Raw genomic sequence first — 24,015 nt, 5'->3', positions numbered from 1 at the left:
ATCTTAGCTTTCAGGATTAAAAAATATGACCACACCCTCAAATTTAGACATCTACCAACTGATCGACACGAAAAACGGTCGCGTAACCCCACGGATTTATACCGACCCTGAAATTTACCAACTGGAGCTGGAACGCATCTTCGGTCGCTGCTGGCTGTTTCTCGCCCACGAAAGCCAAATTCCCAAACCCGGTGATTTTTTTAACACTTACATGGGCGAAGATGCAGTCGTGGTAGTCCGCCAGAAAGACGGCAGCATCAAAGCGTTTCTCAACCAGTGCCGCCACCGCGCGATGCGCGTCAGCTATGCCGACTGCGGCAATACCCGTGCCTTTACCTGTCCGTATCACGGCTGGTCGTACGGCATTAACGGCGAGCTGATCGACGTCCCACTGGAACCACGCGCTTATCCGCAAGGTTTATGCAAATCGCATTGGGGACTGAACGAAGTCCCTGGCGTCGAGAGCTATAAAGGGCTGATTTTCGGCAACTGGGATACCACCGCACCAACGCTTCGCGATTATCTCGGCGATATCGCCTGGTATCTCGATGGCGTGCTCGACCGCCGTGAAGGCGGCACCGAAATCGTCGGTGGCGTCCAGAAGTGGACTATCGACTGCAACTGGAAATTCCCCGCCGAACAGTTTGCCAGCGACCAGTATCACGCGCTGTTCAGCCATGCCTCTGCGGTGCAGGTGCTGGGGGCGAAAGACGACGGTAGCGATAAGCGCCTCGGCGATGGTCAGACTGCCCGCCCGGTGTGGGAAACCGCCAAAGATGCGCTACAGTTCGGCCAGGACGGGCACGGCAGCGGATTTTTCTTTACTGAGAATCCCGATGCCAACGTGTGGGTAGACGGCGAAGTCTCCAGCTACTACCGCGACACCTACGAAGAGGCCGAACAGCGTCTGGGCAAGGTTCGCGCCCTGCGCCTGGCCGGTCACAACAACATTTTCCCCACGCTTTCCTGGCTGAACGGTACCGCCACGCTGCGCGTCTGGCACCCACGCGGACCGGATCGGGTTGAAGTGTGGGCGTTCTGTCTTACTGATAAAGCCGCCTCCGACGAGGTGAAAGCCGCATTTGAAAACAGCGCCACCCGCGCCTTTGGTCCGGCCGGATTCCTTGAACAGGACGACTCGGAAAACTGGTGCGAGATTCAAAAACTGCTGAAGGGTCACCGGGCACGCAACACTAACCTGTGCCTCGAAATGGGCTTAGGCCAGGAAAAGCGCCGCGAAGACGGTATTCCGGGGATCACCAACTACATCTTTTCGGAAACCGCCGCGCGCGGCATGTATCAGCGCTGGGCCGATCTGCTCAGCAGCGAAAGCTGGCAGGATGTGCACGACAAAACCGCCGCTTACCAGCAGGAGGTGATGAAATGAGCGCGTTAGTTTCTCTCGAACTGCATCATCGCATCAGCCAGTTTCTGTATGAAGAAGCACGTCTGCTGGACGACTGGCAGTTTCGCGACTGGCTGGCGCTGCTCGATGACGACATTCGCTACACCATGCGTACCACGGTCAATGCCCAGACCCGCGACCGCCGCAAAGGCGTGCAGCCGCCGACCACCTGGATTTTCAACGATAACAAAGACCAGCTTGAGCGCCGCATCGCACGGCTGGAAACCGGCATGGCCTGGGCGGAGGAGCCACCTTCCCGCACCCGTCATCTGATTGACAACTTACAAATCAGCGAAACCGACCAACCGGACGTGTTCGCCGTGCGCCTCAACTATCTGCTGTATCGCGCGCAAAAAGAGCGGGACGAGACGTTTTACGTCGGTACGCGCATGGACAAAGTGCGTCGTTTGCCCGGCGATGAGTGGCGCTTACTGGCGCGTGAGATCGTGCTGGATCAAGCGGTTATCACCTCCCATAACCTGAGTGTACTGTTCTGATGAGCCGTGTATTTGCCTGCTCCGCCACGGAGCTGCCGGATGGTGAAGCCCTCCGGCTGGAAACCTCGCCCGTCATCGCCCTGTTCAATGTTGGCGGCGAGTTTTATGCCATTAACGATCGCTGTAGCCACGGTAATGCCTCGATGTCCGAAGGTTATCTGGAAGACGATGCCACGGTGGAATGCCCGCTGCATGCGGCCAGCTTCTGCCTGAAAACCGGCAAGGCGTTGTGCTTACCTGCCACCGATCCGCTGACCACTTACGCGGTTTACGTGGAAGGCAGCGATGTATTTGTTGATATTCCAGAGGACGCCCGATGAGCGATTTACGCGATAACGTGGTTTTTATTACCGGCGGTGGCTCCGGCCTCGGCCTGGCGCTGGTCGAGCGCTTTATTGAAGAAGGCGCGAAGGTCGCCACGCTCGAACTGTCGCCAGCCAAAGTTGCCAGCCTGCGCCAGCGTTTTGGCGAACATGTGTTGGCGATAGAGGGCAACGTCACCTGCTATGCCGACTATCAGCGTGCGGTCGATCAAATCCTCACCGCGTTTGGCAAGCTGGACTGTTTTATTGGCAATGCGGGCATCTGGGATCATAACGCAACGTTGGTGAACACCTCTGCTGAGGCGCTGGAGAGCGGCTTTCACGAGTTATTTAACGTCAATGTGCTCGGCTATCTGCTTGGTGCAAAAGCCTGCGCCCCAGCGCTTATCGCCAGCGAAGGCAGCATTATCTTTACCCTGTCCAACGCCGCGTGGTACCCGGGCGGCGGCGGTCCTTTGTATACCGCCAGTAAGCATGCAGCTACCGGGCTGATTCGCCAGTTGGCCTACGAGCTGGCACCAAAGGTACGTGTTAACGGTGTCGGTCCGTGCGGTATGGCTACCGATCTGCGCGGCCCACAGGCGCTGGGGCAAAGCGATACCTCGATTATGCAGTCGCTGACGCCGGAGAAAATCGCCGCGATTCTGCCGCTCCAGTTCTTCCCCGACCCTGCCGACTTTACCGGACCGTACGTGATGCTGGCGTCGCGTCGCAACAACCGCACCTTAAGCGGCGTGATGATCAACGCTGATGCCGGACTGGGGATTCGAGGTATTCGTCACGTTGCCGCCGGGCTGGATCTGTAGGGAGTCGTTATGAGTGAACAGATTATAGCCATCATCGGCGGCGGTCAGGCGGGGGCAATGGCCGCCGCCGCGCTACGCCAGCAGGGGTTTAACAGGCCGTTACACCTCTTTTCTGACGAAGCGCATCTACCCTATGAACGCCCGCCGCTCTCCAAAGCCATGCTGCTGGACGATGCCCCGCAGCTTCAGCCGGTACTCCCCGCCAGTTGGTGGCAGGAACACAACGTGCAACTGCATCTCGGCGTTACGTTACGCCAGATTGATCGCGCCTCGCGTACGCTAACGCTGGCCGATGGTCAAACCTACCGCTGGTCGCAGTTGCTGCTGGCCACCGGCGCCGCTGCCAGGCCTTTGCCACTGCTCAATAAGCTGGGCGAGCGTTGCTTTACGCTGCGCCATGCTGGAGACGCCGAACGCCTGCGCGACGTGCTACAACCGGGTAAGGCAATTGTGATCGTCGGTGCGGGCACGATTGGCCTGGAACTGGCGGCGAGTGCCACACAACGCGGCTGCAGGGTGACAGTGGTCGAGATGGCGTCGTCGGTAATGGGCCGCAACGCCCCTGCTCCGGTGCGCGACTACCTGCTTGCCCGCCACCAGCAGGTGGGCGTGCGGGTGTTACTCAACAGCACCATTGAACACGCCGAAGCGGGGGAGTTTCTCTCGCTGACGCTGCAAAACGGCGAGACGCTGCTGGCCGATGCCGTGGTTTACGGCATCGGTATCGTGGCGAATGATGCGCTGGCCCGCGACGCCGGTCTGGAAACGGCTAACGGCATTATCGTTGATAGCGCCTGCACCACCTCCGATCCGGACATTTTCGCCGCCGGTGATGTGGCGATAATGCGCTTGCCCGATGGTTCGTTAGTTCGTGTGGAAAGCTGGGAAAATGCCAATAATCAGGCACAGATTGCAGCCGCCGCAATGCTCAACCAGCCGTTGCCCCACAAGACACCGGGCTGGTTCTGGACCGACCAATATCGCGATAATTTGCAGTTTATTGGCGAAATGCAGGGGCAAACATGGCTATGTCGTGGCAACCCTGAAAGGGGGAAAGCAATCTGGCTCCAGTTGCGCGATGGAGCGATAATTGGCGCAGTCGCGCTCAACAACGGGCGCGAAGTGCGTGTACTGCGTAAGCTTATTCAGTCAGAGCGAGCCTTGAGCGAGGAAGCGTTGTGTGATGAAGGCGTGGCGCTGAAATCGTTATAACTGCTGCCTGATATCGAACATAAAAAAGGCCGCATTCGCGGCCTTTTTCACAGCTAACTATTGACGCTTACGCGTAAACCGGGAAGCGTGCGCAGATGTCCAGAACTTTACCTTTGACGCGCTCAATTACGGCTTCGTCATTGATATTGTCCAGCACGTCACACATCCAGCCAGCCAGTTCTTTCGCTTCCGCTTCTTTGAAGCCGCGGCGAGTGATTGCCGGAGAACCGATACGGATACCGGAAGTCACAAACGGGCTCTTCGGATCGTTCGGCACGCTGTTTTTGTTGACGGTGATGTTGGCACGGCCCAGCGCAGCGTCAGCTTCTTTACCGGTCAGGTTTTTATCAACCAGGTCCAGCAGGAACAGGTGGTTTTCAGTACCGCCAGAAACCACTTTGTAACCACGGTTCAGGAACACTTCCACCATCGCTTTGGCGTTTTTAGCAACCTGCTGCTGGTAAACCTTGAACTCAGGCTCCATTGCTTCTTTCAGCGCCACGGCTTTCGCCGCGATCACGTGCATCAGCGGGCCACCCTGCGCACTTGGGAACACCGCAGAGTTCAGTTTTTTGTACAGCTCTTCATCACCGCCTTTCGCCAGGATCAGGCCGCCGCGCGGACCCGCCAGAGTTTTGTGGGTGGTGGTGGTGACAACGTGTGCGTGTGGAACCGGGTTCGGGTAAACGCCTGCGGCAATCAGACCCGCAACGTGCGCCATGTCAACGAACAGGTATGCGCCGATGCTGTCAGCGATTTCACGCATTTTGGCCCAGTCAACCACGCCAGAGTAAGCAGAGAAACCACCGATGATCATCTTCGGTTTGTGTTCTTTGGCCTGCTTCGCCATATCTTCGTAGTCAATTTTGCCGGAATCATCAATACCGTAAGGAATGATGTTGTACAGTTTGCCGGAGAAGTTAACCGGGGAGCCGTGAGTCAGGTGGCCGCCTTGTGCCAGGTTCATACCCAGAACGGTATCGCCCGGTTGCAGCAGAGCGGTGTAAACAGCGAAGTTAGCCTGAGAACCGGAGTGCGGCTGCACGTTAGCGTAGTCAGCGCCAAACAGCTCTTTTGCACGATCGATAGCCAGTTGTTCAACGATATCAACGTACTCACAACCGCCGTAGTAGCGCTTGCCCGGATAACCTTCAGCGTATTTATTGGTCAGCTGAGAACCCTGCGCCTGCATAACACGCGGGCTGGTATAGTTTTCGGAGGCGATCAGTTCGATGTGCTCTTCCTGACGTACTTTTTCCTGCTCCATAGCCTGCCACAGTTCGGCATCATAATCGGCAATGTTCATTTCACGCTTTAACATCCGCATCTCCTGACTCAGCTAACAATAAAATTTTCGGCCTTAAAAGGCGGTCCGTAGGACAACGGCGAACAGTATAACCGAATCATTCTTCGATAACAGGTCTTGACAAAGGATTTTACGCAAACGATTACCTTCACGGTACGCAAGGCTTTGGAGAACAAAGGTCTGCTGAATTTCAACGGATTTCTTTTCAGGTTTGTGATGCAGATTTTTCACGATGTAACCTTTACAACGCAAAGTTACAAAGAACCATTTACAATGCAGGGGTATTTTTTATAAGATGCATTTGACATACATCATTAAAGTCTCAGATAAAGGAAGACCGTATGCTTGACGCACAAACCATCGCTACAGTTAAAGCCACCATTCCCCTGCTGGTTGAAACAGGTCCGAAGCTGACCGCCCATTTCTACGATCGCATGTTTACGCATAACCCAGAGCTGAAAGAAATTTTCAACATGAGTAACCAGCGTAATGGCGATCAGCGCGAAGCGCTGTTTAACGCGATTGCCGCGTATGCCAGCAATATCGAAAACCTGGCGGCGCTGTTGCCAGCGGTTGAGAAAATCGCGCAGAAGCATACCAGCTTCCAGATTAAACCAGAGCAGTACAACATCGTGGGTGGTCATTTGCTGGCAACGCTGGACGAAATGTTCAGCCCAGGCCAGGAAGTCCTGGATGCGTGGGGTAAAGCGTATGGTGTACTGGCGAACGTTTTCATCAACCGTGAAGCGCAAATCTATAGCGAAAATGCCAATAAAAATGGCGGCTGGGAAGGTACTCGACCTTTCCGTATCGTGGCAAAAACGCCGCGAAGCGCGCTTATCACCAGCTTTGAGTTTGAGCCTGTCGACGGTGGCGCAGTAGCTGAATATCATCCGGGGCAATACCTGGGCGTCTGGCTGAAGCCGGAAGGTTTCCCGCATCAGGAAATTCGTCAGTACTCACTGACCCGTAAACCTGATGGCAAAGGCTATCGGATTGCCGTTAAGCGTGAAGACGGTGGTCAGGTTTCCACCTGGCTGCACAATCATGCGAATGTTGGCGACGTTGTTCACTTAGCCGCACCTGCGGGCGATTTCTTTATGGATGTCGCGACTAATACCCCTGTGTCTCTGATTTCCGCAGGCGTAGGTCAGACCCCAATGCTGGCGATGCTGGATACGCTGGCGAAAGCAAACCATGCGGCGCAGGTTAACTGGTTCCATGCGGCTGAAAACGGTGATGTCCATGCCTTCGCCGATGAAGTGAATGAACTCGGCAAAACGCTGCCGCGCTTTAGCGCACACACCTGGTATCGCGAGCCAACCGAAGCTGATCGCGCGAAAGGTGCGTTTGATAGTGTAGGTCTGATGGATCTGAATAAACTGGAAGGCGCAATCAGCGATCCGGCGATGCAGTTTTATCTGTGCGGTCCGGTTGGCTTTATGCAGTTTGCCGCAAAGCAGCTGGTTGGTCTGGGCGTAAAAAACGAGAACATTCATTACGAATGTTTCGGCCCACATAAAGTTCTGTAATTACGTTATGCCTGATGGCGCTGCGCTTCTCAGGCCTACGAGATATTGTAGGCCTGAGAAGGTGTTTACACCGCCATTCGGCAAGCACGGCGCGGCTTAGATTGCCGCGTCGTCTTCTTCACCGGTACGAATACGAATAACGCGAGCCACGTCAAAGACAAAAATCTTACCGTCACCGATTTTGCCGGTCTGGGCGGTACGAATAATGGTGTCGACGCAGGTATCTACGATGTCGTCGGTAACCACAATTTCAATTTTTACTTTCGGCAGAAAATCCACCATATATTCCGCGCCGCGGTACAGCTCGGTATGGCCTTTCTGACGGCCAAAGCCTTTGACCTCTGTTACAGTCATACCGGTAATGCCAACTTCGGCCAGCGCTTCGCGGACGTCGTCCAGCTTGAAGGGTTTAATAATCGCATCAATCTTTTTCATGCTATTCCTTGAAAAGGTCGCCTGTCTTTTGATCGGATAAACGTAACATAATCCGGAAAACTATTCTTTGAAATCGTTTGCATCTAACTCATGGCGAGAAAGCAACTTGTAGAACTCAGTGCGGTTGCGCCCAGCCATTCGCGCCGCATGGGTCACATTACCCTTGGTAATTTGCAGCAGCTTACGCAGGTAATTGAGTTCAAACTGATTACGCGCCTCAACAAAGGTCGGCAGCGCGGTGTTTTCCCCTTCCAGTGCCTGCTCCACCAGCGCATCGCTGATCACCGGAGAAGAGGTCAACGCGACGCACTGTTCAATCACGTTGACCAACTGACGCACGTTGCCCGGCCAACTGGCGGTCATTAACCGCTTCATGGCATCGGTTGAAAAGGCGCGCACGAACGGTTTATGTCGTTCAGCAGACTGGCGTAGCAGATGGTTTGCCAGCAGCGGAATATCTTCCGTACGTTCGGCCAGTGCCGGGATCTTCAGACTCACCACGTTGAGGCGATAGTACAAATCCTCGCGAAATTCTCCCCGCGCCATGGCTTTGGGTAAATCGCGGTGCGTCGCGGAAACTATCCTCACATCAATGTCGATATCGCGGTTACTTCCCAGCGGTCTGACTTTTCGTTCCTGCAACACGCGCAGTAATTTAACCTGCAACGGTGCTGGCATATCGCCAATCTCATCGAGAAACAGCGTCCCACCTTCCGCAGCCTGAAACAGCCCTTCACGATTACTCACCGCGCCGGTAAAAGCGCCACGCGCATGGCCAAACAGTTCAGACTCCAGCAATTGTTCCGGCAACGCGCCGCAATTAATGGCAATAAAGGGTTTGTGGCTACGCGGGCTGGCGTTGTGAATCGCCTGAGCAAAAACTTCTTTCCCGGTCCCACTTTGACCGTTGATGAGTACACTAACGTCCGACTGTGCCACCATTCGCGCCTGTTCCAACAAACGCAGCATCAGCGGACTGCGGGTGACAATGGACTCACGCCAGCTATCATCAGTAGCAGGCGCAGACTGTTCCAGCGCCCCGTCAATTGCGTGGTATAACGCGTCTTTATCGACCGGTTTGGTGAGAAAACTGAAGACCCCTTGCTGCGTCGCCGCTACGGCGTCAGGAATGGAGCCGTGAGCGGTAAGGATAATAACCGGCATTCCCGGCTGTACTTTCTGGATTTCCGTAAACAGCTGCATGCCGTCCATTTCATCCATGCGCAGATCGCTAATGACCAGATCCACTTTTTCGCGATTCAGTACCCGTAGCCCTTCCTGCCCGCTTTCCGCAGTCACGACGCTGTAACCTTCGCTGGTCAGTCGCATACCGAGTAATTTCAACAGCCCCGGATCATCATCCACCAGCAGCAAATGCGCGGGCTTACGGCTTATCATGGCGTTACCTCATCGGCAGGCGGCGTGGCACCGTCCTCGTTATCAGGCGTAGTGAGTTTATCGTTCCCGTGCGGCGCATCAGGATTGTAGTTACCGGCGGGTTTGCGCGTGGAAAGCTGGCGCTCAATATCGGTCAGATTCTCCAGCTTGCGGGTCGTGAGATCGAGCTGGGACTGCAAATGCTGTTGCTGCTGACGCAGCGTATCGAGCTCGCTGTCTGACGCCTGCTGGAGCTTACTGTAACGCATGCGTTCTTCAGCAAGCTGTAATTGCAACAGTTGGTTACGAAACCAGGCCTGATAAAGCGGTCGAACCTGAGTCGGAATTTGTGGACTTAACGCATCGAGACGCGTAACTGCCTCCTGCCGTTCAGGCGGGGTAATACGGGCGTTATCAAGCAGGATCCCGCGTTTGAAAGCGCCCTGCCAGGTATCCGTGAGTTGAGCACTGGCCTCACTGCGCGCCTGCACAGGCATCATGCGATCGGCGCAATCCATCGCCCGCAGCCAATACAGCGGGTTGGTATCCGTGGACTGACCCGTTAGCGACCAGATATCCGCACACTCGGTTGCAAGGTAGTCAGCAAGTTGATGAGGTGGAATTTTCTCCTGCGAGGGATCGCCGATGATATGATTCACCGCGTTCGGAACGCAGCCAACCAGCACCAGACACGGCAGGCTTGCGAGGATAACGCGACGGAAAAAATGTCGTTTAAGCATTCTGACAACAACGTAAGGCATACTCACCAGACTTAGGTTTATTTTAGTGATTTTTCGCAGCAGCTAGCGGCAGTTCTATGCGAAAACAAACGTTTTGCGCATGGTCATCAACCAGATACAGTTTGCCCCGCATACGGCGGATGCAATCTCTGGCAATGCTCAGCCCCAACCCGCTTCCTTTAACCGCCCCTTTTCGCTGATGGCTCCCCTGGAAAAAAGGCTCGAAGATCATGGTCTGTTCTGCTTCTGGGATCGGCGTGCCGGTATTCATTACATCAATGTATACCGTTGAGCCATGCAAACTGCTGCGGATCCAAATGTTACCGGATTCAGCGCCGTAGTGCACCGCATTGGAATAAAGATTGTCCAGCACGCTCATTAATAGCATCGGCTCTGCCAGGCAGGCGTTCACCGCAAGCGCAACATCAGTATGGATCATTTTGGCGCGGGCGGGCAGGCTATGCGCAGAAACCACGTTTTCCACCAGCGGGGCGATTTCTACACTTTCAAGCTCAACCTCGTCATCCGCCAGCTTGCGGTTGTAATCGAGAAGCTGCTCAATCAGTTTTTGCAGATTGCGGCTGCTGTCATCGAGAATACCGACCACCTCTTTTTGCTCCGGTGTTAACGGGCCCACTACCTGATCGGCCAGCAATTCGGTACCTTCGCGCATACTCGCCAGCGGTGTTTTCAGCTCATGAGAAAGATGGCGTAAAAACTGATGCCGCTGCGACTCAAGCCAGGAAAGACGTTCGCTCAGCCAGATAATACGCTGCCCCACGGATCGCAGCTCACGGGGCCCGGTAAATAACACGCTATCACCCAGCGAGCGCCCTTCTCCCAGACGGTTGATCATCCGTTCGATGCCCTTCACCGGACCGATAATCATGCGGGTAAACAGCAGCACCATTGCCAGGCTAACGAGAAACAGCACCAGCGCCTGCCAGCCGAAGAACTGACCTCGCTCGGCTATCTCCTGCTGTAGTTGCTGTCCACGAGAAAAGACGACAGTCCGCGTCGCTTGTACCATCTCAGTATTGGCATTGGCGAACGCTTCCAGCCGCGCGGCCGCCACGCTGTCAGGACCACTGTTACGACACTGCAACTGCGCGAGATCGTTGATGTCCTGGCGTAACGCCTGATAGAGCCGGTTATCCGGCAACACGCCTGCATGCGCATCCAGCATGTCGCTGTAGCGTTTACGTTGACTCTGGTAAACCTTAGCTAACGTTGGGTCATCAAGTACACAGTATTGGCGGTAGCTACGCTCCATCTCAAGGGCAGCATTGGTCATCGCTTCACTGCGTCTGGCGTCAATCAGCGTCGTTCGGTTCGTCAGAGCCGCCTGCGCGCTCAGGGCATTCAGGCTTTGCCACGCCTGCCAGGCCAAAACTAACAACGGCAACAGGATAAGCAAAAATGCCAACGTCACCAGTTGACGTAAAGATCGGGGAAAAACTGACCAGCGCTTCAAGGTGTTACTCTCAATGGACAGGAATAGGTTGATGCTAACTGAGGGAAACGCCAGATACAACAAAGCCGGGATTAACCCGGCTTTGTTGTGGAATAAGGCGGTGCCTAACTCGACGTTTCGCCCGAAGGTTGATATAGCTACGCTAATATCAGATGTTGGACGGCAGGCACCTTGTTGTGCGTCATTCGAAGTTTATGTAGCACGTCCCGAAGGGGCTGACATAAGAAGGTGAATGAGCCACTGATTAATATTATGCAGCATCTGTGCCAATATTCAAAACATTTTATTAACACAATGATATATATAGAAAATATCATTATTTATCTGAAAAATGTTATTGTCCGTTTTTTACCCATACCGTCGCCAATCAGCAACACCTGTAGCACTTAAAAACAAATTCATTGTAAATCATATAATTAAATGTCTCTTTTTGGCGACACCCCAACCCCGCCAATGTCGGGATTTCGAGACACATTAATTCTGTGCCATAAGCGCTGAGGTATTGCCGGATGACGGCGTGAACGCCTTAATTGGTCTGCGCCATAAAAAAAGCCCCTCACGAAGAGGGGCTTAATGATTACAGGCTAATTAACCCAACTGTTTACGCGCGTTACGGAAAATGCGCATCCACGGGCTGTCCTCACCCCAGTTTTCCGGGTGCCAGGAGTTACTCACGGTACGGAACACGCGTTCCGGGTGCGGCATCATAATGGTAACGCGACCATTTTCCGTGGTAACAGCGGTAATACCGTTCGGCGAACCGTTCGGGTTAGCCGGGTAGGTCTCGGTCACCTTACCGAAATTATCAACATAGCGCAGGGCCACCAGACCTTTGCTCTCGAGCTGAGCCAGATGCGCACCGTCACGCACTTCCACACGACCTTCACCGTGAGAAACGGCAATCGGCATCATCGATCCCACCATATCGGCAAGCAGTAAAGACGGGCTTTGCGTCACTTCAACCAAACTGAAGCGGGCTTCAAAACGATCGGAGTGATTGCGTACAAAGCGCGGCCACAGGTCGCTTCCCGGGATCAGCTCACGCAGGTTAGACATCATCTGGCAACCGTTACACACCCCGAGCGCCAGCGTTTGCGGGCGATGGAAGAAGGTTTCGAACTCATCACGCACGCGGTTGTTGAACAGAATTGACTTCGCCCAACCTTCTCCTGCGCCGAGCACATCGCCGTAAGAGAAGCCGCCGCAGGCTACCAGCGCCTGGAAATTACCCAGGCCGATGCGTCCCCCCAGCAGATCGCTCATGTGTACATCAATAGCGTCAAAGCCCGCACGGTGGAAAGCTGCCGCCATTTCGACATGGGAGTTAACGCCCTGCTCGCGCAGCACGGCCACTTTCGGACGCGCGCCAGTGGCGATGTACGGAGCAGCAACGTCTTCATTGATATCAAATGACAGTTTAACGTTAAGGCCAGGGTCGGCATCGTTGGTTTTAGCGTCGTGTTCCTGATCGGCACACTCCGGGTTGTCGCGCAGACGCTGCATCTGCCAGGTGGTTTCCGCCCACCACATACGCATCGTAGTGCGGCTTTCGCTGAACACCGCATGACCGTCAGCTTCAACCACGAAGCGGTCGCCCTGCACGGCTTTCCCCAGATAGTGCACGCAATCGGCCAGGCCATGTTGAGCCAGCAACGCCTCAACCGCTTCACGATCAGCTGCGCGAACCTGAATCACCGCGCCAAGCTCTTCGTTAAACAGCGCAGCCAGACGATCGTCACCCAGAGAGTGGATATCAGCTTCAATACCGCAGTGACCGGTGAAGGCCATTTCCGCCAGCGTAACCAGCAGCCCGCCGTCTGAACGGTCGTGGTAGGCCAACAGCTTACGCTGTGCCACCAGCGCCTGAATGGCGTCGTAGAAGCCTTTCAGTTGCTCAACGTTACGCACATCAGCAGGCTTATCGCCCAGTTGACGGTAAACCTGCGCCAACGCTGTTGCACCCAGCGCGTTGTGACCAAGACCAAGGTCAATCAGCAACAGGGCATTGTCTTCAGTAGAAAGCTGCGGGGTAATCGTGTGGCGCACGTCTTCCACGCGGGCAAAGGCGGTGATCACCAGCGACAGCGGCGAGGTCATTTCACGCTGTTCGTTGCCTTCCTGCCAGCGGGTTTTCATCGACATAGAGTCTTTGCCCACCGGAATGGTCAGGCCAAGCGCCGGACATAATTCTTCCCCAACGGCTTTTACCGCTTCGTACAGTCCGGCGTCTTCGCCAGGGTGACCCGCAGCAGCCATCCAGTTAGCCGACAGTTTAATGCGTTTGATATCGCCAATCTGCGTTGCCGCAATGTTGGTCAGCGCCTCACCTACAGCCAGACGCGCAGAGGCAGAGAAGTCGAGCAATGCGACTGGCGCGCGCTCGCCAAGAGACATCGCTTCACCGTAGTAGCTATCAAGGCTTGCGGTAGTGACCGCGCAGTTGGCTACCGGGATCTGCCATGGCCCCACCATCTGGTCACGCGCGACCATGCCGGTAACGGTACGGTCGCCGATGGTCACAAGGAACGTTTTTTCAGCAACAGTCGGCAGATGCAGCACACGGTTAACCGCATCTGCAATCGAGATTTCGCCACGATTCAGGGCATCGCCTTTGGCTTTCAGCGTCTGCACATCGCGGGTCATTTTCGGCGTTTTGCCCAACAGCACATCGAGCGGCATGTCGATCGGCTGATTGTCGAAGTGGCTATCGCTCAGTGTCAGATGCTGTTCTTCGGTGGCTTCACCGATCACCGCATACGGCGCGCGCTCGCGCTTACACAGTTCGTCAAACAGCGGTAGCTGGTCAGCGGCAACCGCCAGCACATAACGCTCCTGGGATTCGTTACACCAGATTTCCAGCGGGCTCATGCCCGGTTCGTCGCTGAGGATATCGCGCAGCTGGAACTTACCGCCGCGACCACCATCGCTTACCAGCTCAGGCATGGCGTTTGACAGGCCGCCAGCGCCAACGTCATGGATAAACAGGATCGGGTTGGCATCGCCCATCTGCCAGCAGCGGTCGATAACTTCCTGGCAACGACGTTCCATTTCCGGGTTGTCACGCTGTACGGAGGCAAAGTCGAGGTCCGCATCAGACTGGCCGGAAGCCATAGAAGAGGCCGCACCACCGCCAAGACCGATGTTCATTGCCGGCCCGCCGAGGACGATCAGCTTAGCGCCAACGACGATCTCGCCTTTCTGTACATGATCGGCACGGATGTTACCGATCCCGCCTGCCAGCATGATCGGTTTATGGTAACCGCGCAGTTCTTCGCCGTTGTGACTGTTAACCTTTTCTTCATAGGTGCGGAAATACCCCGTCAGCGCCGGGCGACCAAATTCATTATTAAACGCCGCGCCGCCCAGTGGCCCTTCGGTCATGATATCGAGTGCGGTAACAATACGGTCCGGCTTACCAAAATCTTCTTCCCATGGCTGTTCAAAGCCTGGAATACGCAGGTTGGAAACGGAGAAACCCACCAGCCCTGCTTTCGGTTTTGCACCACGACCGGTTGCCCCCTCGTCGCGGATTTCGCCGCCGGAGCCGGTTGCCGCACCCGGCCACGGAGAGATAGCCGTCGGATGGTTGTGGGTTTCTACCTTCATCAGGATGTGGGCTGGCTCCTGATGGAAATCGTAGCGGCCGGTTTTGTGGTCGGCAAAGTAACGACCCACTTCAGAACCTTCCATTACCGCAGCGTTGTCTTTATAGGCAGACAGCACGTGGTCCGGCGTAGTTTCGAAGGTATTTTTGATCATCTTGAACAGCGACTTCGGCTGCTGTTTACCATCGATAATCCAGTCGGCGTTAAAAATCTTGTGGCGGCAGTGCTCGGAGTTTGCCTGCGCAAACATGTACAGTTCAATGTCGTTCGGGTTGCGTCCCAGTTTGGTGAACGCATCCTGCAGATAGTCGATTTCGTCTTCCGCCAGCGCCAGGCCCAGACGCAGGTTAGCGTCGATCAGTGCCTGGCGTCCCTCACCCAGCAGATCAACGCTTAAGACCGGTGCCGGCTGATGATGTACAAACAGCTTTTCGGCATCGTTCAGTGCTGGGAAAACTGTTTCCATCATGCGGTCGTGCAGTTCATCGGCAACCATCTGCCACTGCTCAGCGGTCAACGTAGAGGCCTCAACATACCAGGCAATGCCACGTTCCAGGCGGCTAATCTGCTGCAGGCCGCAGTTGTGGGCAATATCAGTCGCTTTAGAAGACCACGGGGAGATGGTGCCAGGGCGAGGCGTAACCAGCAGCAGTTTGCCTTCAGGGGCGTGGCTGTGAAGAGCAGGACCATATTTCAGCAGACGTGCTAGTTGTGCGTGCTCGTCCTCATTCAGCGGTGCATTCAGATCGGCAAAATGGACGTACTCGGCGTAAATATTGTGGACCTGGAGGTTGGCAGCCTGAAAACGTGCCAGCAGTTTGTTAATACGGAATGCAGACAGTGCAGGTGAACCACGCAGAATTTCCATCATAAGTCTCTCGTCTTCTAAGCTTTCGGTGTGCCCAAGTGGGGGAAACGGGCGTCATTATAAAGAATCTGGCGCGCCGACGAAACCGTTTGCGTCGAAATAAAATCACGACCATTTCTTATCATCAAATGCGGTCTGGTTTCTGAATAAGTTGCCAACTGGCGCAAGTTTAAGCAAAATGCCGCTCATTAATGACGACTTCACTTCTTAATCAGCACCACAGCAGGCAGAGAAAACGTACGGTTCAGAGAATTAACTAATTGAAAAAATTAAAGATTAATTATCTGTTCATCGGCATATTAACGCTGTTGTTGGCAGCGGCCCTTTGGCCATCTATCCCCTGGTTCGGTAAAGCCGAAAATCGTATCGCCGCCATTCAGTCGCGGGGAGAGCTGCGCGTCAGTACCCTCGACTCGCCGTTAACTTACGCAACCCTCAACGGCAAAAAATTCGGTCTGGATTATGAACTGGCCCAGGCGTTCGCCAACTACCTGGGCGTGAAGTTAAACGTCACAGTGCGCCAGAACATTAGCCAGCTTTTCGACGACCTGGATAACGGTAATGCCGATCTGTTAGCCGCAGGTCTGGTCTATAACAGCGAGCGGGTAAAAAATTACCAGCCAGGACCGACCTACTATTCAGTTTCACAACAGTTGGTGTATCGGGTTGGACAATACCGCCCGCGCACGCTCGCCACCGTGAACGAAAGCCAACTGACTATCGCCCCAGGACATGTGGTGGTTAACGATCTCCAACAGCTAAAAGAGAAAAAATTCCCCGAGCTGAGCTGGAAGGTCGATGACAAAAAAGGGACCACTGAACTGCTTGATGATGTTATCGCCGGAAAGCTGGATTACACCATTGCCGATTCCGTCGCCATCAGTTTATACCAGCGCGTTCATCCTGAGCTGGCCGTGGCGCTGGACGTTTCCGACGAACAACCGGTGACCTGGTTTAGTCGTCTGGACAATGACAACACGCTGTCTGCCGCGCTGTTGGATTTCTTTAATACCATGAATGAAGATGGTTCTCTGGCGCGGCTGGAAGAGAAGTATCTTGGGCATGGCGATGATTTTGACTATGTTGATACCCGCACCTTTTTGCGTGCTGTAGACAGCGTATTGCCGGACCTCAAGCCGCTCTTTGAGAAGTATGCGCAGGAGATAGACTGGCGACTGCTCGCCGCAATATCCTATCAGGAGTCGCACTGGGATGCGCAGGCCACATCCCCGACTGGGGTACGCGGGCTGATGATGCTGACCAAAAATACCGCCCAGAGTCTCGGGCTAACTGACCGTACCGATGCAGAACAGAGCATCAGCGGCGGCGCGCGGTATTTGCAGGATATGATGAGTAAAGTGCCGGATACCGTTCCCGAAGGGGAACGTATCTGGTTTGCGCTCGCGGCCTACAACATGGGTTATGCGCACATGCTGGATGCCCGGGCGCTGACGGTGAAAACAAAAGGCAATCCGAACAGCTGGTCCGACGTAAAACAGCGACTGCCACTACTCAGCCAAAAGCCGTATTACAGCAAGTTGACCTATGGCTATGCGCGTGGTCACGAAGCCTACGCTTATGTGGAAAATATCCGTAAATACCAGATTAGCCTGGTGGGGTATCTGCAGGAGAAAGAAAAACAGGCGCAGGAAAAAATGCAACTGGCTCAGGATTATCCGGCGGTGTCACCGGCTGAGCTGGTGGGTAAAGATAAATTTCCGCTTTCAGCCTTTCTGACTCAGACATCGTCAAACTACCTGTCGCACTCCCCTTCGCTGCTGTTTTCAGCACAAAAGAAAGAGGATAAGTAGCCTGATTGGTATTTACTGATTGGCGGATTTTTTCAACGCTTTGATCTCCTGCCTACGCATGCGGAAGAAATCACTGAGCAGCGTGGCGCATTCATCCCGTAACACGCCTTCGGTCACTTCAACCCGATGATTCATTCCTGGGTGATGCAGCACATCCATTAATGACCCGGCAGCGCCCGTTTTCGCATCGCGTGCGCCAAAAACCACCCGGCCGATACGACTATGGACCATCGCGCCTGCGCACATCACGCACGGCTCCAGAGTGACGTACAGCGTGGCATCTAACAGACGGTAGTTTTGCAGTACCAGGCCCCCCTGACGCAGCGCCATAATTTCAGCGTGAGCAGTCGGATCATGGTGGCCGATCGGACGGTTCCAGCCTTCGCCAATCACGCGGTTGTTATGCACCAATACTGCACCCACCGGAACTTCACGCTCATCCCAGGCGCGCTTAGCCAGCGTTAAAGCATGACGCATCCAGTATTCGTGGCTAAATTCAACTTCAGACAAAGGGGTTACTCCACCAATAAAAGCGGGCGCATTATACACAGACGCTATCGTTTACTCTATTCGAGTTGTTGCAGCTCTCCGCGCGGCGTGACGCGCCAGCGATGCTGGCAAAAAGAGAGCAACGGATTGTCCTGCTTACTGTCGCTGTAGCCGCTGTAAAGAGACAGCGGTGCGCCAATCTGCCGCTCCAGTTGAGTCACTTTCTCATGGCCGAGGCAGCGCAGCGTCAGCACCCACCCGCCGTATCCCCGCGCCATTTTGCTGGCAATCAAATTGACACGCGGTAGCCACGGCGTGTCGAAGTAAACCTGCTCGACCAGTGACTGCGGAGAGCCGGTGATAAGCCAGATGTCAGCATCAGAGCTTAACAGGTAGGTTGTCAGGCGCTGCTGAACGAGCGGAAACGCCGTCACATTACTGCGAAACCAGCGTACAAAGTCGGACTGATGCGCTTTCAGACGCGCCTCGCTGCGACCAAAAGTGCATCCCCACAACAGCAGACTCATTGGCCAGCGGGCGGCACGCCCTTGAATCAGCAATGCCAGCGCAATCACCGGTAGCAGAGGCAGCACCAGCAGCGCGTTCAGCGGCTGACGACGTAGCAGATAACGTATGAAACTACCGAACATATCCTGCTGGTGTAACGTGCCATCCAAATCAAAAAAAACAACGCGGCGCGGGTGATTGGTCAAACCTTAGTCCTCTGGATCGTTGAACCCCAATAGCCAGGTAAACAGGAACCCGGCAATAACTGCTACCAGATAGCCTAACAGATAGAACATCACTTTTCCGGCAACAATCGTCAGTGCCAGCGGTAATCCTGAGATACCAAAGGTGATAACCGTCGCCACCTTCCAGTAGCTAATCAGCGCTCCGCCTACCGCGCCGCCAAGGCAGGCACCGATAAACGGTCTACCTAACGGCAGCGTGACGCCAAAAATCAGCGGCTCGCCAACGCCCAGCAGTCCAACCGGCAGCGCGCCTTTGATCACTTTTTTAAGCCGTGCGTTACGGGTTTTCATCAGCACGGCAATGGAAGCTCCAATTTGCCCGACGCCAGCCATCGCCAGGATAGGAAAGAGCGCGTTATAACCATGCGCCTGTACCAGTTCAACGTGGATCGGCACCAATCCCTGATGAAGTCCGGTGAGCACCAACGGCAGGAAAGTCCCAGCCAGTACGGCCCCCACCAGAAAACCGCCGCGATCAATAGCCCAGGATGCGCCATGAGCAATAGATTCAGAAATCCAGCCGCCAAGTGGTTGCAGCGCAACAATCGCGATGGCCCCGGTGATAATGGTGGTCAGCAGTGGGTTTAGGATCAGCTCCAGCGATTCTGGCAACAGCTCGCGGAATTTGCGTTCGATCCAACACATCAACGCAACCACCAGCAGTACCGCGATCACCCCGCCGCGTCCCGGCTGCAACGCTTCGCCAAACAGCGTGATTTGTGCCAGTTGCGGACTGGAGAGGATCCCCGCCATCACCCCGCCCATCGCCAGAGAACCGCCGAATACTTTGGCGGTATTCACCCCGACCAGAATATTCATGATGGCAAACACGGCGCTGCCAAATATTCCCATCAGCCCAAGCATATTTGGATAGTGGGTCGCAAAATCCCCGACGATATCCGGTCGCTTAAGAATGTTAATAATGCCGGTGATCAAACCAGAAGCGATAAAAGCTGGAATAAGAGGGATAAAGACGTTCGCCAACTTACGCAGCGCATCGCTCATGGGCGCTTTGTACTTCGCTTTGGCCTCTGACTTCGTGCGCTCGATATCATTCGTATCTCTGCCTTCGCCGCCATCAGCAATCAGAGAGCGCATAGCATCCACCACCTTGGCCGCTTTACCGGGGCCGACAATGATCTGGTGCTGCGCGCCCTGCTTCACGTAGCCGCTGACGCCGGGCAGTTGCCTGAGACGAGGGATATCGAGCAGCCCGTCATCCTGAACTTCAACCCTGACGCGGGTCATACAGTTTTCCAGACGCAGAATATTTTTCTCTCCGCCAACGCCCAGCAGAATATCGCTGGCCAGCACCGCCGTCTTATCCATATACACCTCTTAGTGTTCTAACGCCGCGCGTAAAAAACCCTGGTGAGCGGCAAGCTTTTCGCGAGCGGCAGCGGCGTCCAGGCCGGTGAGCGCCATTAAAATAGCCGGCTTAACGTCAAAATCAGTCTGCTTTAGCAACGCTTGCGCCTGTTCACGCGCAATGCCCGTGGCTTCAACCACCATACGGCACGCACGATCGACCAGTTTGACGTTGGTTGCCTGCATGTCCACCATCAGGTTCTGATAAACCTTACCGAACTTCACCATCGCTCCGGTGGAGATCATATTGAGCACCAGCTTTTGCGCGGTACCGGATTTCAGTCGCGTTGACCCCGTCAGCGCCTCCGGACCCACCACCGGGGAAATAGCGATATCCGCTTCATGTGCAATTGGTGAATCCGGATTGCAGGAAATAGCCGCCGTCGTACAACCTACCGTACGCGCATATTTCAGTCCGCCAATCACATACGGCGTACGACCTGAAGCCGCCAGACCAACGACCATATCCTGTGCGGTGAGATTGATCGCGCGCAGATCGTCCTCACCTAGCTGTGGGTTATCTTCCGCACCCTCAACCGCCTTCAGCAGCGCGCCCGGCCCCCCGGCAATCAACCCAACCACCAGACCGTGCGGAACGCCGAAAGTCGGTGGGCATTCAGATGCATCCAGCACCCCAAGACGCCCGCTGGTACCCGCCCCCATGTAAATAATGCGGCCACCTGCTTTTAGCGCGTTAGCTGCCGCATCGACCGCGCACGCAACTTGAGGCAGAGTTGCTTTTACTGCTTCGGCTACCAGCGTATCCTGTTGATTAAAACGATGAACCAACTCCAGCGTGGAGAGCGCATCCAGGTCCATGGTCTGTGGATTGCGGGTTTCTGAAACTAATGCACCGAGATTCATTTTTTGGTCCTTAGGAATTTTTAATTCATAATAATCTGCCATAATGGAATATTATATTCATCAAGGCGAATGAAATTTTGTTTTGTAATCGCCATCACGTTTTCGCCAGGAGACAGCATGAACTGTTTAATTCGCATTCGTCAGCGTTACCCGGATCTCGCGCAGAGCGATAAAAAACTTGCGGATTATCTCCTTGCCCAACCGGATAGTGCGCGGCACCTCAGTTCGCAGCAGTTGGCCGCGGAGGCGGGCGTCAGCCAGTCCAGCGTGGTGAAGTTCGCGCAAAAGATGGGTTTTAAAGGATTTCCTGCACTCAAACTAGCGATTAGCGAAGCGCTGGCCAGCAATCCTAACCCCCACTCCATTCCGGTGCATAATCAGATTCGCGGTGACGACCCTATGCGTCTGGTGGGAGAAAAGTTGATTCAGGAGAACGTGGCGGCGATGCATGCGACGCTGGACGTCAACAGCGAAGAGAAACTGATGGAGAGCGTCATGATGCTGCGCTCAGCCCGGCGCATTATCGTGACCGGGATTGGCGCATCGGGTCTGGTGGCACAGAATTTTGCCTGGAAGCTGCTGAAAATTGGTTTTAACGCGGTGGTTGAACGCGATATGCACGCCCTGTTGGCGGCAGTGCAGGCGCTTTCGCCCAACGATCTGCTGCTGGCCATTTCGTATACCGGCGAACGCCGTGAGCTCAACCTGGCTGCGGACGAAACATTGCGCACCGGAGCCAAAATTCTCGCCGTCACCGGATTTACACCGAACGCCCTGCAGCAACGGGCAACTCATTGTCTGTATACGATTGCTGAGGAGCAGGCTACGCGCAGCGCAGCGATTTCCTCTACGCATGCGCAAATGATGCTGACTGATTTATTGTTTATGGCACTGGTACAGCAGGATCTTGAGCACGCTCCGGAACGCATTCGCCACAGCGAAGCACTGGTAAAAAAACTGGTCTGAGCAAAGAATGCGCGTATAATGCCCGCCCGATTTGTGATGTTTTGAGAGTTTCCTGATGGCCCTGTTAATCACTAAAAAGTGTATCAATTGCGATATGTGCGAGCCCGAATGCCCGAATGAGGCAATTTCGATGGGTGACAGCATTTACGAGATTAACAGTGACAAATGTACGGAATGCGTAGGCCATTACGACACGCCAACCTGCCAGAAGGTGTGCCCGATCCCCAATACTATTTTGAAAGATCCGGCACATATCGAAACGGAAGAGCAGCTGTGGGATAAGTTTGTCCTGATGCATCACGCAGACAAACTTTAACTCTCGATAATCACCGTAGCGCAGGCGTAGTGACGCTCATCAGCCAGCGTCACATGCATATGTGCGACACCGAGTTTTTCCGCCAGTTTTAACGCCTCTCCCCATAACCGCAAACGCGGCTTACCGAGTTCATCGTTAAAGACTTCAAACTGATTAAATGCCAGACCGTTGCGGATACCCGTCCCAAAGGCTTTTGCTGCCGCCTCTTTGACCGCAAAACGCTTCGCCAAAAAACGCACCGGCTGCTGATGCGTCTCCCAGATAGCCCATTCGTTGTCACTGAGCACACGTCTTGCCAGACGGTCGCCGGAACGGGAGATCACCGCCTCAATGCGGGCAATCTCCACGATATCCGTGCCTAATCCCAGAATCGCCATTAGCCACGCGCTTCCAGCATCAGACGTTTCATTTCGACAACTGCATCTTTCAGACCGCTCATCACCGCGCGTCCGATAATGGCATGTCCAATGTTCAGCTCGTGCATTTCCGGGATTCGCGCGATGGCTTTAACGTTATGGTATGTCAGGCCGTGACCTGCATTTACCTTCAGGCCAAGGCTGGCGGCAAAGGTTGCCGCTTTGGCGATACGCGCCAGTTCGCTGGCCTGTTCAGCGTCGGTTTTCGCATCGGCGTAACAGCCTGTGTGAATTTCGATGTACGGCGCGCCGACTTCAGCAGCAGCCTTAATCTGCTCTTCATCGGCATCGATAAACAGCGAAACCAGAATGCCTGCGTCCGCCAGGCGTTTGCAGGCATCACGCATCTTATCTCGCTGGCCGGCGACGTCCAGACCACCTTCAGTAGTCACTTCCTGACGTTTTTCCGGCACCAGGCAGCAAAAATGCGGCTTAGTCTCAACGGCAATCTCCAGCATCTCTTCGGTGACCGCCATTTCCAGATTCATGCGCGTATCCAGCGTCTGGCGCAAAATACGTACGTCACGGTCGGTGATATGACGACGGTCTTCACGCAGGTGTACGGTAATACCATCCGCGCCCGCCTGTTCAACGATAAATGCCGCCTGAACCGGATCCGGATATGCGGTACCGCGTGCATTACGTAATGTGGCAATGTGGTCAATATTGACGCCTAACAGTAATTCAGCCATGACAATCCTCGTTAATCATTATTTGTTTTTACTGCTCGTTTTGGCATAAATTGCCGGAACAGTTCCCGGCTTTTTAACGGCTTACCACCAAGATACGGCTTTAACGCCATGCGGGTAAAGCGTTTCGCGGCGCGTAACGTATCGACATCGGGAAATTCACGCGACTCAAGCGCTTTGAGATGGCGTCCCGTAAAAGTGTTGTGATCAATAACAACGCTGGCAATAAACCCTTTTTCTTCCCGGTAACGATAGGTCATGGTGTCGTCTACCGGCTCGCCGCTGCCCGCACAGTGGGTAAAATCGACGCCGTATCCCAAATGTCCAAGTAAGGCCAGCTCAAAACGACGCAGCGCGGGTTCTGGCGAACCTGTGGCGCCAGCCAGCGCCTGAATACAGTTCAGATAATCGAAAAAGAGTTCAGAAAAGCGGGTCTCGTACTCAAGGACGCGGGAGATAAGTTCGTTGATATACAAGCCGCTGTACAGCGTGATACCGCTAAGAGGGAGTGCCAGAGAAACGGCTTCAGCACTACGTAGGGTTTTGACCTCTCCACGTCCACCAAAGCGAAGCAACAACGGGGTAAAAGGCTGGAGTGCGCCTTTAAGATTGGAGCGTTTGGAACGTGCGCCTTTAGCCACCAGGCGCACGCGACCCGACTCTTCCGTGAAGACGTCCAGCACGAGACTGGTTTCGCTCCAGGGGCGACTATGTAAGACAAAGGCTCGTTGCCATCCTTCCATATACTCGCCGTGTTTCAGAAG

General features: G+C 54.6%; 22 protein-coding genes. 9 read left to right on the top strand and 13 right to left on the bottom strand.

The window, feature by feature from the left end; genetic code table 11:
• Positions 1 to 25: 25 nt before the first annotated feature.
• From hcaE to hcaD, 5 genes are read left to right on the top strand one after another with little or no spacing between them, the layout of a single operon-like run.
• Positions 26 to 1,387 (top strand): 3-phenylpropionate/cinnamic acid dioxygenase subunit alpha, encoded by a 1,362-nt coding sequence (gene hcaE / locus On2M_RS05350; protein ID WP_151217673.1) that lies wholly within the window; start codon positions 26 to 28, stop codon positions 1,385 to 1,387.
• Entirely contained in the window at positions 1,384 to 1,902 is a 519-nt protein-coding gene (hcaF, locus tag On2M_RS05345; RefSeq protein ID WP_151217674.1) for a 3-phenylpropionate/cinnamic acid dioxygenase subunit beta, read from the top strand. The genes hcaE and hcaF overlap by 4 nt, the downstream gene beginning before the upstream one ends.
• A complete protein-coding gene (hcaC, locus tag On2M_RS05340; RefSeq protein WP_151217675.1) occupies positions 1,902 to 2,222 on the top strand; it encodes a 3-phenylpropionate/cinnamic acid dioxygenase ferredoxin subunit in 321 nt (106 codons plus the stop codon). The genes hcaF and hcaC overlap by 1 nt, the downstream gene beginning before the upstream one ends.
• Positions 2,219 to 3,031, top strand: a complete 813-nt coding sequence (gene hcaB, locus On2M_RS05335; RefSeq protein WP_151217676.1) for a 3-phenylpropionate-dihydrodiol/cinnamic acid-dihydrodiol dehydrogenase — start codon at positions 2,219 to 2,221, stop codon at positions 3,029 to 3,031. The genes hcaC and hcaB overlap by 4 nt, the downstream gene beginning before the upstream one ends.
• A gap of 9 nt (positions 3,032 to 3,040) precedes the next feature.
• Positions 3,041 to 4,243 carry a phenylpropionate dioxygenase ferredoxin reductase subunit gene (hcaD, locus tag On2M_RS05330; RefSeq protein ID WP_210904473.1) on the top strand — a complete coding sequence of 401 codons (1,203 nt, stop codon included), beginning with the start codon at positions 3,041 to 3,043 and terminating at the stop codon, positions 4,241 to 4,243.
• Positions 4,244 to 4,310: 67 nt separating this feature from the next.
• On the opposite strand, the gene glyA is transcribed toward hcaD, so the two are convergent.
• Complete coding sequence (gene glyA / locus On2M_RS05325) at positions 4,311 to 5,564, bottom strand: serine hydroxymethyltransferase (protein ID WP_187253566.1); 1,254 nt, start codon at positions 5,562 to 5,564, stop codon at positions 4,311 to 4,313.
• A gap of 326 nt (positions 5,565 to 5,890) precedes the next feature.
• On the opposite strand from glyA, the gene hmpA reads away from it, so the two are divergent.
• Positions 5,891 to 7,081 carry an NO-inducible flavohemoprotein gene (hmpA, locus tag On2M_RS05320; RefSeq protein ID WP_210904472.1) on the top strand — a complete coding sequence of 397 codons (1,191 nt, stop codon included), beginning with the start codon at positions 5,891 to 5,893 and terminating at the stop codon, positions 7,079 to 7,081.
• A gap of 96 nt (positions 7,082 to 7,177) precedes the next feature.
• Here the strand turns inward: hmpA and glnB are convergent, their stop codons facing one another.
• The 5 genes from glnB to purL form a co-directional block, all read right to left on the bottom strand.
• Positions 7,178 to 7,516: a nitrogen regulatory protein P-II gene (glnB, locus tag On2M_RS05315; protein ID WP_002914032.1), complete on the bottom strand. Its 339-nt coding sequence runs from the start codon at positions 7,514 to 7,516 to the stop codon at positions 7,178 to 7,180.
• 60 nt (positions 7,517 to 7,576) lie between these two features.
• On the bottom strand, positions 7,577 to 8,911 hold the full coding sequence (gene glrR / locus On2M_RS05310; protein ID WP_304502307.1) for a two-component system response regulator GlrR: 1,335 nt from the start codon (positions 8,909 to 8,911) through the stop codon (positions 7,577 to 7,579).
• Positions 8,911 to 9,654 carry a two-component system QseEF-associated lipoprotein QseG gene (qseG, locus tag On2M_RS05305; RefSeq protein WP_187253568.1) on the bottom strand — a complete coding sequence of 248 codons (744 nt, stop codon included), beginning with the start codon at positions 9,652 to 9,654 and terminating at the stop codon, positions 8,911 to 8,913. Before qseG ends, glrR begins: the two co-directional genes overlap by 1 nt.
• Positions 9,655 to 9,676: 22 nt before the next feature.
• Complete coding sequence (gene qseE, locus On2M_RS05300; protein WP_151224096.1) at positions 9,677 to 11,107, bottom strand: two component system sensor histidine kinase QseE/GlrK; 1,431 nt, start codon at positions 11,105 to 11,107, stop codon at positions 9,677 to 9,679.
• A 588-nt stretch (positions 11,108 to 11,695) separates the two neighbouring features.
• Positions 11,696 to 15,583, bottom strand: coding sequence for a phosphoribosylformylglycinamidine synthase (gene purL, locus On2M_RS05295; protein ID WP_187253570.1), 3,888 nt, complete (start codon positions 15,581 to 15,583; stop codon positions 11,696 to 11,698).
• A gap of 257 nt (positions 15,584 to 15,840) precedes the next feature.
• Between purL and mltF the strand changes: the two genes are divergently transcribed.
• Positions 15,841 to 17,391, top strand: coding sequence for a membrane-bound lytic murein transglycosylase MltF (mltF, locus tag On2M_RS05290; protein WP_151217681.1), 1,551 nt, complete (start codon positions 15,841 to 15,843; stop codon positions 17,389 to 17,391).
• Between the two features lie 12 nt (positions 17,392 to 17,403).
• Here mltF and tadA read toward each other — a convergent pair whose 3' ends face one another.
• The 4 genes from tadA to murQ are packed head-to-tail and all read right to left on the bottom strand — an operon-like array spanning position 17,404 to position 20,864.
• On the bottom strand, positions 17,404 to 17,940 hold the full coding sequence (gene tadA / locus On2M_RS05285; RefSeq protein ID WP_072041501.1) for a tRNA adenosine(34) deaminase TadA: 537 nt from the start codon (positions 17,938 to 17,940) through the stop codon (positions 17,404 to 17,406).
• Positions 17,941 to 17,957: 17 nt separating this feature from the next.
• The gene (gene yfhb, locus On2M_RS05280; protein WP_187253571.1) at positions 17,958 to 18,593 is read right to left on the bottom strand and encodes a phosphatidylglycerophosphatase C; all 636 of its coding nucleotides are present in this window, start codon (positions 18,591 to 18,593) and stop codon (positions 17,958 to 17,960) included.
• 3 nt (positions 18,594 to 18,596) lie between these two features.
• Complete coding sequence (locus On2M_RS05275; protein WP_210904471.1) at positions 18,597 to 19,961, bottom strand: PTS transporter subunit EIIC; 1,365 nt, start codon at positions 19,959 to 19,961, stop codon at positions 18,597 to 18,599.
• A gap of 9 nt (positions 19,962 to 19,970) precedes the next feature.
• Positions 19,971 to 20,864, bottom strand: a complete 894-nt coding sequence (murQ, locus tag On2M_RS05270) for an N-acetylmuramic acid 6-phosphate etherase (RefSeq protein ID WP_151217683.1) — start codon at positions 20,862 to 20,864, stop codon at positions 19,971 to 19,973.
• 117 nt (positions 20,865 to 20,981) lie between these two features.
• Between murQ and On2M_RS05265 the strand changes: the two genes are divergently transcribed.
• Together On2M_RS05265 and On2M_RS05260 are read left to right on the top strand one after the other, a co-directional pair.
• Positions 20,982 to 21,830: a MurR/RpiR family transcriptional regulator gene (locus On2M_RS05265; RefSeq protein WP_151217684.1), complete on the top strand. Its 849-nt coding sequence runs from the start codon at positions 20,982 to 20,984 to the stop codon at positions 21,828 to 21,830.
• 55 nt (positions 21,831 to 21,885) lie between these two features.
• Positions 21,886 to 22,146 carry a YfhL family 4Fe-4S dicluster ferredoxin gene (locus On2M_RS05260; RefSeq protein WP_096756130.1) on the top strand — a complete coding sequence of 87 codons (261 nt, stop codon included), beginning with the start codon at positions 21,886 to 21,888 and terminating at the stop codon, positions 22,144 to 22,146.
• Here the strand turns inward: On2M_RS05260 and acpS are convergent.
• From acpS to recO, 3 genes are read right to left on the bottom strand one after another with little or no spacing between them, the layout of a single operon-like run.
• Positions 22,143 to 22,523, bottom strand: coding sequence for a holo-ACP synthase (gene acpS, locus On2M_RS05255; protein WP_003037588.1), 381 nt, complete (start codon positions 22,521 to 22,523; stop codon positions 22,143 to 22,145). The two genes, On2M_RS05260 and acpS, sit on opposite strands and share 4 nt — an antisense overlap.
• On the bottom strand, positions 22,523 to 23,254 hold the full coding sequence (gene pdxJ / locus On2M_RS05250) for a pyridoxine 5'-phosphate synthase (protein WP_151217685.1): 732 nt from the start codon (positions 23,252 to 23,254) through the stop codon (positions 22,523 to 22,525). The genes acpS and pdxJ overlap by 1 nt, the downstream gene beginning before the upstream one ends.
• 11 nt (positions 23,255 to 23,265) lie before the next feature.
• Entirely contained in the window at positions 23,266 to 23,994 is a 729-nt protein-coding gene (gene recO, locus On2M_RS05245; protein WP_151224098.1) for a DNA repair protein RecO, read from the bottom strand.
• Positions 23,995 to 24,015: the final 21 nt, after the last annotated feature.

This window comes from Citrobacter sp. On2M, assembly GCF_018035235.1.
Lineage (GTDB): Bacteria > Pseudomonadota > Gammaproteobacteria > Enterobacterales > Enterobacteriaceae > Citrobacter > Citrobacter meridianamericanus.
The sequence above is the reverse complement of the archived record's forward strand: the minus strand, read 5'-3'. Positions and strand labels throughout refer to the sequence as shown.

Coding starts and splice junctions, on each gene's coding strand:
- On2M_RS05260 (WP_096756130.1), top strand. CDS start 21,886: ATGGCCCTGTTAATCACTAAAAAGTGTATCAATTGCGATATGTGCGAG.
- acpS (WP_003037588.1), bottom strand. CDS start 22,523: ATGGCGATTCTGGGATTAGGCACGGATATCGTGGAGATTGCCCGCATT.
- hcaF (WP_151217674.1), top strand. CDS start 1,384: ATGAGCGCGTTAGTTTCTCTCGAACTGCATCATCGCATCAGCCAGTTT.
- hcaB (WP_151217676.1), top strand. CDS start 2,219: ATGAGCGATTTACGCGATAACGTGGTTTTTATTACCGGCGGTGGCTCC.
- hcaE (WP_151217673.1), top strand. CDS start 26: ATGACCACACCCTCAAATTTAGACATCTACCAACTGATCGACACGAAA.
- On2M_RS05265 (WP_151217684.1), top strand. CDS start 20,982: ATGAACTGTTTAATTCGCATTCGTCAGCGTTACCCGGATCTCGCGCAG.
- On2M_RS05275 (WP_210904471.1), bottom strand. CDS start 19,961: ATGGATAAGACGGCGGTGCTGGCCAGCGATATTCTGCTGGGCGTTGGC.
- qseG (WP_187253568.1), bottom strand. CDS start 9,654: ATGCCTTACGTTGTTGTCAGAATGCTTAAACGACATTTTTTCCGTCGC.
- hcaC (WP_151217675.1), top strand. CDS start 1,902: ATGAGCCGTGTATTTGCCTGCTCCGCCACGGAGCTGCCGGATGGTGAA.
- murQ (WP_151217683.1), bottom strand. CDS start 20,864: ATGAATCTCGGTGCATTAGTTTCAGAAACCCGCAATCCACAGACCATG.
- glyA (WP_187253566.1), bottom strand. CDS start 5,564: ATGTTAAAGCGTGAAATGAACATTGCCGATTATGATGCCGAACTGTGG.
- purL (WP_187253570.1), bottom strand. CDS start 15,583: ATGATGGAAATTCTGCGTGGTTCACCTGCACTGTCTGCATTCCGTATT.
- pdxJ (WP_151217685.1), bottom strand. CDS start 23,254: ATGGCTGAATTACTGTTAGGCGTCAATATTGACCACATTGCCACATTA.
- hcaD (WP_210904473.1), top strand. CDS start 3,041: ATGAGTGAACAGATTATAGCCATCATCGGCGGCGGTCAGGCGGGGGCA.
- recO (WP_151224098.1), bottom strand. CDS start 23,994: ATGGAAGGATGGCAACGAGCCTTTGTCTTACATAGTCGCCCCTGGAGC.
- hmpA (WP_210904472.1), top strand. CDS start 5,891: ATGCTTGACGCACAAACCATCGCTACAGTTAAAGCCACCATTCCCCTG.
- glnB (WP_002914032.1), bottom strand. CDS start 7,516: ATGAAAAAGATTGATGCGATTATTAAACCCTTCAAGCTGGACGACGTC.